Below are 16,373 nucleotides of genomic sequence, written 5' to 3'. Positions count from 1 at the left end.
CGGCGGGACGCTCTACCGGCCGTAATAGAGGGTGACGGTGTGCTTGGCCTCGGCGAAGAACAGCCAGCGCTCGACCAGCATGCCGGCGAACTGGACGGTTGCCGCAAGCACCGACAGCACCGCTGCGAATGGCCAGGGCAAAGCGAATAAGACAGAAAGCAGCAGCAGGGCAGGCAAGGCGAAAGCCAGCAACTGCGTGATCAGCCGCAGCTTTGCACCGTGCTTGCGGGCGATGCGAAAGCCCATTTCCTTGAGCAGGTAGTTCTCCTCGGTGTGCGGCCATTCCAGCGAGCGCACCGTCCCTCCGGCGAGGCCTGTCGCCGTGTTGGCGGTGGTCGCGATCTCCAGCGCGTCATTGTATCGCCACGTCGCCAGCTTCCAGCCCCAGCCGAGCAAGGTCAGCAGCAGGGCGGCTACCGCAACGGCGGTCGGGCTGATGGCGAAAGCCTGCAGCAGCGCGTTCAACAGCACGCTGCCGGTCATCGCCGAAAAGATGAGATAGCCCGGCAGCGTATACGGGCTATGCCACTGCGCGATCGGCTTCAGCGAGGCATAGATCATGCCGGTGGTGCAGACGGTGACGATTGCGCCGATAGTTGCGAGAAACCCGGCGATGGCCATCCAGCCTCCGGTGCGGCCAAAAAACACCCAGCCGATGCCGAACAGCCCGGCGGGAATGAAGGTTGCGACCGACGATACACCCTCGCGTGACAGCCAGGAGCTACGCCATTGCGAAAAGGCGCGCCAGGCGCGTTCGGGCCGGCCGAGATGGCCGGTCGACGACAAAAGGCCGGCGGCAATCAGGCCAAGCGCCAGCCCCATGCCGATAAGGCCGAGCCAGAAATGGGCCGGGATAAAACCCAGTCCGCCAAGCACGCCGAGCAGCGCCAGCAGTCCGTAGCCCGCTCCTGTAGCAGTGGTGAAGAAAACGACGGAAAAGGCTGGATGCATTGGTCAGTTCGAAAGCATGCGGTCGATCCAACCAAGAAAACCGCCTTCGACCGTGACTGGCTCGAGCCTTGGCGCCGGCACCGATGCGGCGCGCTGGGCGCGCGGCGGCAGATATTTGTTGGTCGGCTTGTAACCCATCTCCGGCATCAGGTCGACGCCGCCACGCTCCGCCACCAGTTGCGATACCGCCGAGGTGGGATCGCCGAGGTCGCCGAAATGCCGAGCGCTGGTCGGGCAGGCGGCAACGCAGGCCGGCACGCGGTCTTCCTCGGCCAGATTGTCGTTGTAGATACGGTCGACGCACAGCGTGCATTTCTTCATCACGCCGACGTCGGTATCGAATTCGCGCGCGCCATAGGGGCAGGCCCAACTGCACAGTTTGCAGCCGATGCATTTGCTTTCGTCGATCAGCACGATGCCGTCCGACGCCCGCTTGTAGGACGCGCCGGTCGGGCAGACAGTGACGCAGGCAGGCGTCTCGCAATGCAGGCAGGAGCGCGGAAAGTTGACCGTGCGCCCGCCCGCCTCGGTCGTGTGCTCGTAGCTGTGCACGCGGTTGAACCAGACGCCGTCGACACGGCCGCCATAGGGGTCGATGTCGGTCAGTGGCGCCATGTGGCCGCCGGTGTTCCACTCCTTGCAGGCGGTGACGCAGGCCTGGCAGCCGACGCAGGTGTCGAGGTCGATGACTAGGCCAAGCTTCTTGTCTGTATGGGCGGGAAGGCAGGTCATTCCACGGCTTCCCTATGGACGCGGAACTCGGCGCCGAAGCGAAGGATGTCAGGCGAAGGCTCGACATTTGGCGGCTGGCTGAAGCGCTCGAATTGCGGCTCGGTGAAGCCGGCTTCTTCGGAGGCGCATTTGACGATGCGAACCCTGAGATCGAACCACGCCGCCTGGCCGGTGACCGGATCGGAATTCGAATAGCGTTTACCGTTCGCATCGGCCGAGGTCTGGTCGCCGATGATGTGGTTGAGCAGGAAGCCGCGATTGCTCTCGGCGGCGTTGTCCTTCAGCCCCCAGGCGCCGCGCCTTTTGCCGATGGCGTTCCATGTCCAGACCGTATCCGCATTGACCCCGTCGACCAGCTTGATCTGTCCCTTCACCCGGCCGTTGATGCTTTCGATCCACACCCAGTCGTCGTCGGCCAGGTCGAGAACTGCCGCGGTCTGGTGGTGCACGAACAGGCGGTTCTGGCTGGTGATTTGCCGCAGCCACGCATTCTGCGAGCCCCAGGAATGATACATGTGCATAGGCCGCTGCGTCAGCGCATGCAGCGGGTATTTCTGCGGATCGACCGCGGCCTCTTCGAACGGCGTAAACCAGAACGGCAGCGGATCCATATAGGTCTCGATGCGCTGGCGTTCGCTCTCGGGCGGCTGGACGCGACCATGACCGCGCGCGGCGAGGCGAAAGCGCTGCATCGGTTCGCAATAGAGCTGGAACACGATCGGCTCGGCCTTGGGGATGAACCCCATCTGCTCTGCGAAGTCGAGATAGGAGCGGTTGGCCATCTTGTAATAGCGCTGGTCCTCAGCAAAATCCTGGTGCCAGAAGCCGCCATTGCCGATGTAGCGCTGCAACTGGTCGGGATTGACTTCGCCCTTGCCGACGGAAGTGCCGTCCTTGCCGCGCCAGCCGGCCAGCGGGCCGATGCCCGGCGTGCGTTCGTGATTGACGATGTAGTCGGCATAGTCGGCATATCTGGCCGAGCCATCGTCCTCGACGAAGCCGGGCAGGCCAAGCCGAGCGCCAAGTTCGATCAGCACCGATTGGAACGGCCTGACATCTCGGTCCGGTTCGACCACCGGATGGCGGATCGCGTCGCCCGGCCCGTCGGCATGGCTGATCGGCCGGTCGAGCAGGCTGATGCAGTCGTGACGTTCGAGATAGGTGGTGTCGGGCAGCACCAGGTCGGCGAACGGCACCGTCTCGGAATAATAGGCGTCGGAATAGATGATGAAGGGGATCTTGTAGTTACCCGCTTCGTCATGGTCGGTGAGCATGGCAATGGTCTCGACGGTGTTCATCGAGGAATTCCACGCCATGTTCGACATGTACATCATCAGCGTGTCGATTGGGTACGGGTCACCGGCCCACGCATTGCGGATGACCGTATGCATCAGCCCATGCGCGGCGAGCGGCGCATCCCAGGAATAAGCCTTGTCGATGCGCAAAGGCGTGCCGGCCTCGTCGACCAGGAGATCGTCCGGCCCGCAGACGAAGCCGAGCGGCATGCCGTCGAGCGGCGTCATCGGCCTGACCACCTTGCCGGCCGGCTTCGGTCCCGGGGGCGCCGAGCGCGGGTAGGGGGGCTTGAAACGGAAGCCGCCGGGCACGTCCACGGTGCCGAGCAGCACCTGCAGCAGGTGGATGGCACGGCAGGAGTGAAAGCCGTTGGAGTGGGCCGAGATGCCGCGCATGGCATGCATCGACACCGGCCGTCCCTTGATCGTCTCGTGCCGCCGTCCGGCCCAGTCGGTCCACGCAACCGGCAGTTCGATCGTCTGTTCGAAGGCGACGTGGGCGAGTTCGGCAGCGATCCGGCGGATGGTGTCGGCCGGAATGCCGCATCGTGCCGCGACCGCATCGGGTGCGTAGCTGTCGTCCATGTAGCGGTCGGCGATAAGCCGAAACACCGGCACGCAGCGGCGGCCGGCGAACGTGAAGCTGCCGGTCAACGCCGGCTTCGCATCCGCATCGGCTGCGTTGACGGTTGTCTTCGCCACTCTGTCCCACGCGAGAAGATTGTTGTCGCTGTCGCGCAGGAACAGCCCGTCGTCCGCCGCACCCGGCTCCTGGATGACCAGCACATGGGCGTTGGTGTAGCGGAGCAGATAATCGAGATCGACGCGGCCCGCCTTGAGCAGTTCGTGGATGAGGGCGAAGACGAAGAGGCCGTCGGTGCCGGGCCGGATCCCGATCCAGTCGTCGGCAATCGCGTTGTAGCCCGTGCGGCACGGGTTGATCGACACCACCTTGGCGCCGCGCGCCTTGAGTTTACCCAAGCCGATCTTGATCGGGTTGGAATCATGGTCCTCGGCGACGCCGAACAGCATGAAGTATTTCGTATTGTCCCAGTCCGGCTCGCCGAACTCCCAGAACGAGCCGCCGATCGTGTAGAGCCCGCCGGCCGCCATGTTGACCGAGCAGAAGCCGCCATGGGCGGCGAAGTTCGGCGTGCCGAACTGGCTCGCCCACCAGCCGGTCAGCGACTGCGACTGGTCGCGCCCGGTGAAGAAGGCGAGCTTTTTCGGATCGGTTCGGCGGATATGCGATAGCCGCCCGGTCGCAATCGAAAACGCTTCCTCCCACTCGATCTCGCGGAATTCGCCCGAGCCCCGCAGGCCGCTGCGCAACAGCGGCTTCTTCAGCCGAGCCGGGCTGTAATGCTGCATGATGCCGGAGCTGCCCTTGCCGCAGATTACGCCGCGATTGACCGGATGGTCCTTGTTGCCGTTGATGTAGCGCACCTTGCCGTCCTTGATGTGGACGTCGATGCCGCAGCGGCAGGCGCACATATAGCAGGTGGTCTTGGCGATGCTGTCGGAGATAGCGGGCGAGGTGTCGACGCCGTCGCCTTCATCAGGCGCGCGTGTATCGCCAAGCGGCCGTTGCGACGGTGCGGAATTGGCTCCGCGCGGCGCAGCTGGGTTCATGATGCCGGCGTGCTTTTGCTACCTGCGAATTTGGCCCGCGTCTTCGGTCCGGGGCCACGCATATAGTGTTCTTCAGGATGATATCGATCGCCGGCCAGCCGCCGCCTGAGGCCACGGGTCCAATGCGCAAACAGGGATCTGAACCGCCCGATCATTTTGTTGGCCGCGATTTGTTGGCGAATTCTTTCTAACTTCGACTGAAAAAGTAGAATAAAGCTATCGATCCGTCTAATCAGTTGTTCTTGTAAATTCGATCGGAATTGGTTCTTAATGCACACATGACGCTGGACCAGTTGCGCATTTTCGTTGCCGTTGCCGAACGCGGCCATATGACCAAGGCGGCGGAGCTTTTGGGCATCTCCCAGTCGGCGGCGTCGGCGGCTATCCGCGCTTTGGAAGAGCAGCATGGCGTTCATCTGTTCAACCGTGTCGGCCGCAACATCGAGCTGGCTCAGACCGGCCACCGTTTCCTGCCCGAGGCCAAGGCGGTGCTGGAACGCGCCGCCGCCGCCCGAAATGTGCTGGAGCATGTCTCGCAGACGGTCGCCGGCAGCCTGTCGATCGCCGCCAGCCTGACCATCGCCAGCTACTGGCTGCCGCGCAGGCTGGCCTCTTTCCATGAAGCCTACCCGGCGGTGCGCTTAAGCGTCAGCATCGGCAACACCAGGCAGGTCGAGGCCAATGTGCTCGACGGCACCGCCGATCTCGGTCTGGTCGAGGGGCGCACCGAGTCAGACATCCTCCGCCGCACCAAGGTCGACGTCGACAGGTTGATGCTGGTCGTCGCCGCCTCGCATCCCGAAATCGCCGAGATCGCGCCGGGCCGCCCGGATATCAGAGGGCTGCGCTGGATCATCCGTGAGGGTGGTTCGGGCACGCGCGAGGTGCTGGAGGACCTGGCCCGCCGCGAGGGGATATCGCTTGGCGACCTGCAGATATTTCTGGTGCTGCCGAGCAACGAGGCGGTTCGCCAGGCGGTCGAGGCCGGCGCCGGCGCCACCATCATCTCGGACCTCGTCGTCGGACGCGCCGTCGCCGAGGGCAGTCTCCGGTCGGTGCCGCTCGAACTGCCGAAGCGCGACTTCGCCATGATCACCCATCGCGACCGCCAGGCAAGCCTCGCCCAGATGGCGCTCAAGGCGCATCTCGGCGCTGAGGCCGTCAGCAATCCGGCGTAAGCGATCAGGCGAACTTCCGCTGTGCATCCAGCGCCAGGCCAAGGCCGACCGAACCGAACATGTCGCCCTCGATAACGGCGGCTTGCGGCACCAGCGACAGGATTTCGCGCCGTGCCAGCGGGATGGCGGTCGAGCCGCCGGTGAGGAACACGGCGGTGATGTCGGACGCTTTCACGCCAGCATCGGCAATCGTCTGCCGCACCGTAGCGGACACCCGCTCGATGTCGGCGGCGATGGTCTCTTCCAGGCCGGTCCGCGAGATCTCGGCGGCGAAATGCGCGCCAGGCAGCGCCACCGTTACATCGGCCGAAGCCTGATCCGTCAGCGCGATCTTGGCTCGTTCGACGAGGCCGGCCAGCGCATGGCCGTAACGGTGCTCGACAATATGGATGAAGCGGTCGACAAGGTCGGCGCGGACGGCCTCGAAGCGGATTTGCCTCAGATGCGTCATCGCCTTGGCAGTATAGACGAGGTTGATGCGCTGCCACGTCGCGAGATCAATGAAATAGCTCGCCGGCAGGTTGCGCTTGCCGTCTTTTGTGGGCGAGAGATAGCCGAGCTTGGGCATGACATGGGCGATGCTGAGCAGCCGGTCGAAATCGGTGCCGCCAATATGAATGCCTCGGTTGGCGAGGATGTCGTCCTTGCGGTCGCGTGAGCGGGCGCGTTGCGGCGAAACGCGCACGATCGAGAAGTCGGACGTGCCGCCGCCCATGTCGACGATCAACGCCAGTTCCTCGCGCTTCACGTCCTGCTCATAGTCGAGTGCAGCCGCAATCGGTTCGAACTGGAAGGCGATGTGCTTGAAGCCTTGCGCGCGCGCCGCTTTTTCAAGCTCGCTTTGCGCCTTGGCATCGGCTTCCACATCGTCGTCGACAAATTGCACCGGCCGGCCGAGCACAACGTTCTCCACCGGAGCGCCGGCATCTTCCTCAAGCCGCTTCTTCAAATGGCCGACGAACATGCCGACAATGTCGATGAAACCGATCTGCCGGGCCTTGATCCGCGTCTTCTCATGCGCCAGCGAACTGCCGAGCACGCTCTTCAGCGACCGCATCAGCCGGCCTTCGATGGCATCGGTGTAGTCGGCAATGGCGCGGCGGCCGAAATAGGTGTGACCGTCCTCGAAGTTGAAGAAAACCGCGCTTGGCAATGTCGGCTGTCCGCCTTCCAGCGCCACCAGCCGTGCCTGGCCGTTGCGGATCACGCCCACCGTAGAATTGGACGTGCCGAAATCGATGCCGCCAAATGCCTGGTGCATTGCAGCCTCCTGTCATTGGGTCGTCGCTGTGGCAGGCGTCCGCAAGGCGCGCGCCGTCCAGAGGCCTGACCGTTCTGCCGAATGATTGTGCGTGTAACCCGAGGGTTGGGAGGCGGCGGTCTATCGCAAGACTGAGAAAAGGGGAACCCCCTTTCCCCGGAAATGGGTCGTGCGCGTCAATCCCTGCGGAAGATCAGCCTGCCCAGCCAGCCGGTGATCATGGCCAGCGACACGGAGAAGACGCCGTAGAGGAAGGAGTAATCATGCGCGACGCGGAAGATCGACTGTTCGAAACCCGATTTGCGGATTTCGAGCTGGGCCGAGCTTTCCTTGAGGAACAGGCCGCTCTTGAACAGGAACGCGCGGGCTTTATGCGTTCCAACCGGGACATTGGGCGCCAGCCGCACCGTGGCGCGAAACAGGTTCTGCGACAGGAACTGCACGCCGCCGACATTCTCGCTATAGAGGCCGGTCGCCGCCTTGCGCTCGCGCAGCGCCACGGTGAATTCCTCGATCGTCGCCGGACTGTCGGTTACGTCGGCCGGTTGCATGTAAAGGTTGGAGGCGCCGAGCGACAGCTGCTTGTAGCTGTTGGGTTCGGTGATGTCCTGCAGCGGCCGTGTCGTGGCGACGGAGTAGGAGACCGGCACGTTCTCGAAGGTCTCGGATTCCAGGTTGACCCAGACGCCGAGCACCCGGTCCTTGCGGCGCACCACAACCGGCCGCGGCGGCCCTTCGAGCACGACGATGACGTCATAGCGCCCCTGCCGCGCGACCAGCGGGTCGGGGTTTTCCAGCGAACCGAAAATGGTCAGGTCGGCGCCGGAAAAGCCGGCGGTGATCGACACGGCGTCGGTGGAGAGACCGATCTGGATGCCTTCCGGCAAGGGGTTCGGCGATTGCGCTGCCGCCGGCAGAGCGAGGGCGAGAAGCAAAACGGCGGCCGAAAAAATCCCCCACCGCGGCATCAGTTCAGGCCCGCGGCGGTCAGCGAATAGAGGTTTGGCGGCGTGACGAAGAGATCGATGGCAAGCCGGATGGCAACCGCCAGCACCAGCAGCGCCAGCAGTGCCCTGAGCTGTTCGCCGCGCAGCTTCTGTCCTGCCTTGGCGCCATATTGCGCGCCGGCGACGCCGCCCGCCATCAGCAGGAAGGCAAGCATGACGTCGACTGTCTGGTTGGTGGTGGCGTGGACCAGCGTGGTGTAGGCCGAGGTGAAAATGATCTGGAACAGCGAGGTGCCGATAACGACGTTGGTCGGCACTTTCAGGAGGTAGATCAGCGCCGGCACCATGATGAAGCCACCGCCGACACCCATGATCGACGACAGGAAGCCGATGCCGGCGCCGAGCCCCAGCACCGGAATGACGCTGACGAACAGCTTCGAGGCCCTGAAGCGCATCTTCAGCGGCAGCCGGTGGATCCAGTTGTGCTGGCCGGATTTCTTCAAGACCGGCGCCGCACCGCTGCGCGTCGCGCGCAGCGCATTGACGCTCTCGACCAGCATCAGCCCGCCGACGGTGCCAAGCAGCACGACGTAAAGCAGTGAGATAAACAAATCGAGCTGGCCGAGCCGACGCAGGAAGGCAAAGACGAAGATACCGCCGGTCGAGCCGACGATGCCGCCGGCCAGCAGCACCCCGCCGAGCTTGAAGTCGAGCGTGCCGCGCTTCATGTGCGACAGCGCGCCGGAGAAGGAGGAGGCGATAACCTGGTTGGCGCCAGTGGCAACGGCGATTGCCGGCGGGATGTTGTAGAAGATCAAGAGCGGCGTGATCAGAAAGCCGCCACCGACCCCGAACATGCCCGACAGGAAACCCACCGCCGCGCCCATTGCCAGCAGCACGAAGACGTTGACGGAAATTTCCGCGATCGGGAGATAGATGCCCACCCGTCAGTCTCGATCAGTTTGCCTGTCGGCGATTGCAGCCATTCCAGGGCATTGTCGCACCGAAAAGCCAATTCTTTCTTGCACCGCCGGGGCAGTGGGATCAAACCCCGCCGCCCTACCGAAACAAAAAACATCTCAAGCAGTTAACAGGCAAATGTATGGCAAGGGCGTCGCGTTAGCGACGCATCTGCCGTTATTTGTGCGCCAGCAGCGCCTTCACCAGCTTTTCGTCGATTTCGCCGGTCGCCTGCATCTTGTTGTCGGTCTGGAAAGCCATGATTGCGGTCTTGGTCTTGCCGCCCATCACGCCATCGGCGCCGCCGGCATCGTAGCCGTTCTTGTTGAGGATGAGCTGGATGTTCTTGACCGCCTTCTTCATGTCGACGCTGGCGGTGGTCTGCGGCGTGCCTTCCTGCCAGGATTCAGGAATATCGGCCGAGTTGGACGCCGGGTCGAGCGGCTTCGGCTTCCACAGTTCCGTGGCGGCGCGGGCCCGCTCCAGCTGTTCGGGGCGCAGCGCAGTGGCGACTTCGTCGCGCTTGGCAGCCGCATCCTTGTCGCCGGTCTTGGCGACGAGCGCGAACCATTTGTAGGATTCCTCCAGGCTCTGCTTCATGCCGACGCCCTTTGCCGCCAGGATGCCGAGATTGAACTGGCTGTCCTTGACGCCGACATCGGCCGCCGCCTGAAACCAGTGCGCGGCCGATTCATTGTCGGTCACGCCGTCGGCGGCCATGGCAAACAGAACGGCCAGGTTGTGCATGGCGCTGGCATTACCCTGCGCGGCGGCGAGCTGGTAGAAGGTCTTTGCCTTCTTGACGTCGCGCGTGACGCCGATGCCCTTCTCGTAGAAATTGCCGATGCGGTATTCCGCCGGTGCGAAGCCGAGCTCGGCCGACTTTTCGTACCATTTGGCCGCTGCCGCCATGTCTTCCTTGACGCCGCGCGATTCAGCATAGCGCGAACCGAGCTCGAACAGCGCCTTGGCGTCACCGCCGGCAGCCGCGTCGCGCAAGGCTTGCGGGCCGGCATCGGCCGGAACGTCTATCTTGGCCACGATAGGTGCTACCGCGGCATCAGCCGGCGGAACGGCGCCGGTAGTATCCGAGGCCGTCGTATCCGAGGCCGAGGGCGCCATGACGGCGGCCGCAGGCTGCGCGTCGGCAGCCCCCGGTTCCGCAGTGGCGGTGGTCGGCAGCATTGCATTTGGCGCGGGGGCCGGATCGGCCAAAGCCATCGGCGCTGGCGCGGGCTCCACCGCCGGCATTTCGGGCCCAGCGACCGAGGCCGCATTCATTGGCGCATCGTTGCCAGCTGCCGGTTCCGTGGGCTCCGCCTGCCTGACGATCCGGGCCGGCACGTCCTGAACGGCCACCTGCTGTTCTGCCTTGGGTTGGCTGGCAGCGTTGACCGAGGCAGTCTCGACCGGCTGCGAGGCGATGATCGGCGCTGTATCGTTGCTTGCGACCTCGACCGGGTCGGCGAAGAAGGCCTTGCCCAACTGGAGGCCGGCAAGCGCCAGCATGATCGCGACCGCTCCCATGAGTATCGGCTTGCGCCGCGCCTTGAGCAGGTCGCCGATGCGAAGCGCCTTGACCGGGCCCTTCATGGTGGACTGGCGTTTCAACGCGTCGGCCTCGGCGGCCGCAGCCTGCGCCGCGCGCCTGGCAGCGGCAATGAAGTCGGATTTCGATGCATCGCCGGAGTTTTGGCGCACCGGTGGGCCACGTTCGTCGCGTACGCGCTTCATGATGGCGTTGAGGTCGGGCGCGCCGGAGCCCGGCTCCAACGGCCGGTTGGCGAGCTTCGGATCGAGCGGCTCGTCGAGATCGACGCTCGGCATGTCGACATTGGGCCCCGAGCCGGCAAGCGGCGGCATGTCAGCCGGCTTCTTGCCCCTGAAGGCGCGCGCCAATCCACCGAACAGCGACGTCTTGGCCGTGGCTTCGCCTTTCTCGGCAATCCTGTCGGAACCGAGCGCTGCCTGGGCAGCGGCCGCGGCAGCCTCGGCTGGCGAGCGCCGCACGGGTTCGCTGCCCATGACCGGGTCGCTACGCGTACCCAGGTCGCTACGCGTACCCGGGTCGGCGCGCATATCCGGCTCGCTGCGCATGATGGCGGCGGCGCGGCCGTCGAGATCGGCCATGTCTCCGGTCAGCGGCAGCGGCTGGTCGATATCCATCGACGGCGCGTCCTGCACCGAAATCTTGGAGGCGCGTGCATCGCGGGCCCGCCGCGCCGGCTCGGCCTGGGCATCCAGAAGCTCGCTCACCGCCTCGGCCGGTTCGCTGGTCTCCAGCGAGCCCAGACGATCGACGATCTTGAGCAACGTGTCGTGGATAGCCTCGAATGTCCGTGAATTGCGCTCGTCCGAACGACGCGTCAGCGCTTCCAGCGTCTTCAGATCCTGGGCAAGGCCGGTAACGGCCGCGGTGTTGGCGTTGGAATCTGCCAGCGAGCGCACGGCGCTCTCGGCCGCTTCGCGTGCCGCGCCCATGATGGATTCGCGGGTTCCAGCCAGCGACTTCTCGATTTCGTTGAGACGCGGGCTGATGTCCTCGAATTCCGGCAGCGGCGTGCCGGGCTTCGACAGGTGAGCCGACAGGCCGGAGACCTGCGCCTCGAGGCTGCGGATCAGTGCCGGATCGATGCCGGCGACCTGCGCGGCCGACGATTCCAGCCGGCTTGAAATGTCTTCGAGCCGGCTTTCCAGGCCGCGGATCGCCGCCTCGTTGGCAGGATCGGGAATGCGCGTCTCCATGCGTTGGGCGAGTGCGGTGAAGCGTGCGTCGATGGCGTCCATGATGCCGGCGCTGTCAGCCTGCGGCTGACGCTGGTCCAGCCGGTCGGCAACCTCGTCCAGCCGCCGCTCGAGATCGCGAAACAGCATGTTGCCCTGTTCGATGGCGTCGCCCTGCCGACGTTCCATCATGCCCGACAGCACGTCGAAGCGCTGTTCCAGACCCTGGAAGATATAGTCGGCGTCGGGCATGGCCGGGGCGCGGTCGATCTTGTCGGCGATCATCACGATCTGCTTGCCGAGGCGCTCCATCGCCTGTTCCGGCAGATTGGCGCGGCCGGCAAGCTCGTCGACCCTGTTCGACAGCGTGCTGAGACGGTCGAGAACCTCGCCGCTCGGACGAACCTGCACGACTTCCTCGATCTGCTGCGCCAGCGAGGCGATCCGCTTCTCGATGCGCTCGAACGGTTCGGGGTCGAAGGAATTGGCCTGTGCGGCGACGGTCGAGGCGACGATGGCGCGCGAAATCTCATCGAGCCGTTCGTCGATCAGGCCAAGCGTGTCGCCGCCGCGGTTGCTCTGCTGGCTGACGAAATGATCGACGGCGCCGGCAAGCGTGCGGACCTTTTCTTCCATCGAGCGCAGCGACAGCGATTCCGGCAGATTGTGGACCGCATTGCTGATCTGTTCGAGCCGGTCGGTCAGGGCCGAAAATCCGGGGCCGTCGGCGCGGTTGCGCTGGTCGGCGTCGACACGGTCCTCGAACGCGCTCCAGCGGCGGTCGAAATCGTCCCAGCGGCGGTCGACCTTCAGCACGCTTTCCTCGCGCGCCAATGTGTCGAGCGCCGTCTTTACCTGCTCGAGCTCGAGCCGCAGCATGTTGACGCTTCGGTCGTCGCTCTTCTCGGCCAGCGTCTGGATGGCGCCGGACAGCCGCTCGAATTCGACGCCGAGTTCGGCGCTGCCCTTGCCGGGCAAGCCGCCTGCCTGACCACCCGATTGGTTGCTCGCCTGGAAGGCCCGTTCGATGTCCTTGCGCAACGCGGCGAATTCGCGCTGCAGGCCGGCCGTCATCTGATGGCGCAGTTCCTCGCGCAGGCCACGCAATTCGCCGGCGATCTTGCCGACCACGGCGACGCTGTCTTCCTGGCCGCGCACGCGGTCGATGTCGCGCGCGATCGCCTGATAGTTCTGGTCGAAACCGGCCGGCCCGGCGCCTTTCGGCCGCGGCGTGGGCTGCGGGTCCTCGTACCAGCGCGGCGGGGCGTAGGGCTGGACGCTTGCGTAGCGCGGCTCTGCCGGCGGCCGGCGCGGATCGAAGCGCTCGGCGGCGTCCTCGCGCTTGCGCTCCAGCCGCTGCTCCAGCGTTTCCAGCGAGCGGTTCAATTCATCAAGTGTGGTGTTCGGCCTGCGCGGCCTGCCGGCGTTGAGTGTATCGAGATAGGACCGCTTGCTGTTCATCGATGCGTCCGTTTTTCAGAATGGCCGGCTTGCTGCCAGTTTCCCAAGTCCTTGTCGGGAACGAAGGCGGCCGCGCGGCACTGCTGCGGCGGAAGACGAGCTTCCCGGGCCAGGCCCGCTCTCCGAAAAACCGTGAAAAATTCGCTACAGGATAAACACGGGTGACCGACATCCGTACATTTCACTCATCGTGGTAAACAAGGTGTTAACCAAGCTTAAGAAGTTACGGCATTGCTGAAATACAGGCGGTGCCCGTTCGGACCCGGCGCCGGGGGTGCGGCATAAGGTTTCGCAATCCCAGAACGCCCTTGCGTCATGCGGCGGCTATCGATATAGAATTGACGTAAACGTAAGAGGGGCGCCGTTCGTGCCTTTTGCGATGAATTAGTTGAAACCACGACTGGAAGCATGCCCCCGCTTCCACTCAGGCGTTGCAAGGTCCGAGACCGCGATGCCACGACAGGGGAAAGCCAGTGACTATGAAACTTGTTTCGCCCGGCGAAGCCGCGGCCAACACCAACAATATGTCTGCCGAAGCCAGTGAGGAGCTCGTGCGCATCGGCGAGATGGCCAAGAAATACGGCGTGACGCTGCGCACGCTGCGTTTCTATGAAGACAAGGGCCTGCTCAATCCAAAGCGCGATGGGGCGACGCGGCTATACACGCGTCGCGACAAGGCGCGGCTGAAGCTGATCCTGCTCGGCCGCAAGGTCGGGTTCTCGCTACGCGACGTCAAGCAGATGATGGATCTCTACGATCCGACGGGATCCAACACCAAGCAGCTGCGGCTGGCTCTCGACAAGTCGGAGAAGCAGCTTGCCCGCCTGCAGAAGCAGCGCGCGCTGATCGACGACGCCATCAACGAGTTGAGCGGCTCGATGTCGGCCGTGCGCCAGATGCTGTCCGAGCGTTCGGCCCCGGCCAGCGCCGCCAGCTGATTTCGCTCCGCAGCTCCCGGCGAAAGCTTTGAACGGAAGAGCCGCGCGGCCGCCCACGCGGCTCTTTTTGTTTGACCCCCCTCGCTTTGCGCAAAGCCATGCACCGCTCGTGCCGACAGGCTGGCATAGGTAAATTTTGTCGCGGCGACAAAATTGACGTTTACGCAAACGTCAATTTTTGCTATCCCGCTTTCAAGATTGGCCCGCATGCCGCCCCCAACCTCATGTTTCGGGGCCCGATCTCGCGGCCAAGACCCGCATGGTGGAGGAAACACATGCCGATCTACAGGGCGCCGGTCCAGGACACGCTGTTCGTGCTCAACGAGGTGCTGGGTTATCAGCGCTACTCCAACCTTCCCGGATTTGCCGACGCGACGCCCGACGTTGTCGAGGCGATCCTCGCCGAAGGCGCCAAGCTCGCCGAAAACGTTATGCATCCTCTGAACCGCGTCGGTGACATGGAAGGCTGCGTGCGCCATGAGGACGGCTCGGTGACGACGCCGAAGGGCTTCAAGGAAGCCTACGACCAGTATCGCGAAGGCGGCTGGATGGGACTGGCGGCGCCCATCGAGTTCGGCGGCCAGGGGCTGCCCTATGCCGTGCACACCGCGGTTGCCGAATACATGGTTTCGGCCAACATGGCGCTGATGATGTATCCCGGCCTGACGCAAGGCGCGATCGCGGCGATCATCACACACGGCACCGACGAGCAGAAGGCGACATGGCTGCCGAAGCTGGTCGAGGGGTCCTGGACCGGTACCATGAACCTGACCGAGCCGCATTGCGGCACCGATCTCGGCCTGCTGCGCACCAAGGCGGTGCCGAACGGCAACGGCACCTACAAGGTATCCGGCCAGAAGATCTTCATCTCGGCCGGCGAGCACGACATGTCGGAAAACATCGTTCATCTCGTGTTGGCCCGCATCGAAGGCGCGCCGGCAGGCGTGAAGGGCATCTCGCTGTTCATCGTGCCAAAGCTGAAGCTCGATGCCTCGGGCAATCCGGGCGAGAAGAACACGCTCTCCTGCGGGTCGATCGAGGAGAAGATGGGCATCCACGGCAATTCGACTTGCGTCATGAATTATGACGAGGCCGAAGGCACGCTGCTCGGCGAGGCCAATGGCGGCCTGAAGGCGATGTTCACGATGATGAACGAAGCCCGGCTCGGCGTCGGCCTGCAGGGCCTGTCGCTGTCCGAGATCGCCTACCAGAACGCGGTCTCCTACGCCAAGGACCGGCTGCAGGGCCGCTCGCTGTCTGGCGCCAAGGCGCCGGACAGACAAGCCGATCCGATCATCGTGCATCCCGACATCCGCCGCTCGCTGATGACCATGAAGGCCTTCAACGAGGCCGGCCGCGCGCTGGCGCTGTGGACGGCGATCAAGTCCGACATCGCCCACCGCTCCGCCGACGACAAGGATCGCCAGGCGGCCGACGACTATACGGGCCTGCTGACGCCGGTGATCAAGGGCGTGCTCACCGACAAGGGCTTCGACCATGCCGTCATGGCGCAGCAGGTGTTCGGCGGCCACGGCTACATCGAAGAACACGGCATGAGCCAGTTCGTGCGCGATGCCCGCATTGCCATGATCTATGAAGGCGCCAACGGCATCCAGGCGCTCGACCTCGTCGGCCGCAAGCTTGGCCTGAATGGCGGCCGCGCAGTGCAGGCTTTCTTCAAGGACGTCGGCGAGTTCTGCGAGGAGAACCGTGCCGACGAGAAGCTGGCGCCGTTCACCAAGGCGTTGAAGAAGGGCCTCAACGATCTGCAGGCGGCGACGATGTGGCTGGTGCAGAACGGCATGGCCAAGCCCGACAATGCCGGCGCCGCATCCACCGACTACATGCATCTCTTTGGCCTTGTGGCGCTCGGCTACATGTGGGCGCAGATGGCCAAGGCCGCGCTCGGCAAGACCGGCGCCAATGGCTCCCAATCTGTCCACGAAAATGGGGCTTTCTACGACAACAAGGTGGTGACGGCGCGCTTCTTCATGGAGCGGATCATGCCCGAGACATCGGCACATCTCGCCCGCATTTCCAGTGGTGCGGACACGCTAATGGCGCTGCCTGCGGAAGCGTTCTAGAAATGGCTGGCGTCCCCCTCCCCCTTGAGGGGAGGGTGGCCCGAAGGGCCGGGAGGGGTCCTTGCGTGCAGTGCGCCGGCTGGTTGGCGCTTTGGTAGGAGATGATCGCAATGCCCCAAACCCGCGTCAATTCCGAAGATAAGGTCGAGCACGTCATCGGCGACCCCACCCGACCGCTTCGCGGCCACCCTCCCCTCGAGGGGGAGGGGG

Annotated in this window: 10 protein-coding genes; 3 read left to right on the top strand and 7 right to left on the bottom strand. The window is 64.4% G+C overall.

Features of this window, described 5'->3' with window-relative positions; genetic code table 11:
- Positions 1-12 precede the first annotated feature (12 nt).
- From X757_RS145895 to X757_RS145905, 3 genes are read right to left on the bottom strand one after another with little or no spacing between them, the layout of a single operon-like run.
- A complete protein-coding gene (locus tag X757_RS145895; RefSeq protein WP_023696709.1) occupies positions 13-951 on the bottom strand; it encodes a DmsC/YnfH family molybdoenzyme membrane anchor subunit in 939 nt (312 codons plus the stop codon).
- A gap of 3 nt (positions 952-954) precedes the next feature.
- Complete coding sequence (locus tag X757_RS145900; RefSeq protein WP_023681970.1) at positions 955-1,683, bottom strand: 4Fe-4S dicluster domain-containing protein; 729 nt, start codon at positions 1,681-1,683, stop codon at positions 955-957.
- On the bottom strand, positions 1,680-4,610 hold the full coding sequence (locus X757_RS145905) for a molybdopterin oxidoreductase family protein (protein ID WP_023726840.1): 2,931 nt from the start codon (positions 4,608-4,610) through the stop codon (positions 1,680-1,682). Before X757_RS145905 ends, X757_RS145900 begins: the two co-directional genes overlap by 4 nt.
- A 278-nt stretch (positions 4,611-4,888) precedes the next feature.
- On the opposite strand from X757_RS145905, the gene X757_RS145910 reads away from it, so the two are divergent.
- Positions 4,889-5,788 (top strand): LysR family transcriptional regulator, encoded by a 900-nt coding sequence (locus X757_RS145910; RefSeq protein WP_023699495.1) that lies wholly within the window; start codon positions 4,889-4,891, stop codon positions 5,786-5,788.
- A gap of 4 nt (positions 5,789-5,792) precedes the next feature.
- On the opposite strand, the gene X757_RS145915 is transcribed toward X757_RS145910, so the two are convergent.
- From X757_RS145915 to X757_RS145930, 4 genes are all read right to left on the bottom strand, one after another.
- On the bottom strand, positions 5,793-7,049 hold the full coding sequence (locus tag X757_RS145915; protein ID WP_023699496.1) for an Hsp70 family protein: 1,257 nt from the start codon (positions 7,047-7,049) through the stop codon (positions 5,793-5,795).
- A gap of 176 nt (positions 7,050-7,225) precedes the next feature.
- Positions 7,226-8,017: a TIGR02186 family protein gene (locus X757_RS145920; protein WP_023726839.1), complete on the bottom strand. Its 792-nt coding sequence runs from the start codon at positions 8,015-8,017 to the stop codon at positions 7,226-7,228.
- Positions 8,017-8,940, bottom strand: coding sequence for a sulfite exporter TauE/SafE family protein (locus X757_RS145925; protein WP_023669608.1), 924 nt, complete (start codon positions 8,938-8,940; stop codon positions 8,017-8,019). Before X757_RS145925 ends, X757_RS145920 begins: the two co-directional genes overlap by 1 nt.
- A gap of 193 nt (positions 8,941-9,133) precedes the next feature.
- On the bottom strand, positions 9,134-13,141 hold the full coding sequence (locus X757_RS145930; protein WP_023726838.1) for an SEL1-like repeat protein: 4,008 nt from the start codon (positions 13,139-13,141) through the stop codon (positions 9,134-9,136).
- Between the two features lie 479 nt (positions 13,142-13,620).
- On the opposite strand from X757_RS145930, the gene X757_RS145935 reads away from it, so the two are divergent.
- On the top strand, positions 13,621-14,079 hold the full coding sequence (locus X757_RS145935; protein WP_023669610.1) for a MerR family DNA-binding transcriptional regulator: 459 nt from the start codon (positions 13,621-13,623) through the stop codon (positions 14,077-14,079).
- 275 nt (positions 14,080-14,354) lie between these two features.
- Positions 14,355-16,163, top strand: a complete 1,809-nt coding sequence (locus tag X757_RS145940) for an acyl-CoA dehydrogenase (RefSeq protein ID WP_023726837.1) — start codon at positions 14,355-14,357, stop codon at positions 16,161-16,163.
- The last annotated feature ends 210 nt before the right edge of the window (positions 16,164-16,373 follow it).

Origin of the sequence: Mesorhizobium sp. LSHC412B00, from assembly GCF_000503035.1 — a bacterium.
Lineage (GTDB): Bacteria > Pseudomonadota > Alphaproteobacteria > Rhizobiales > Rhizobiaceae > Mesorhizobium.
Note: the sequence above shows the minus strand (reverse complement) of the source record. Positions and strands in the feature narration are given on the sequence as shown.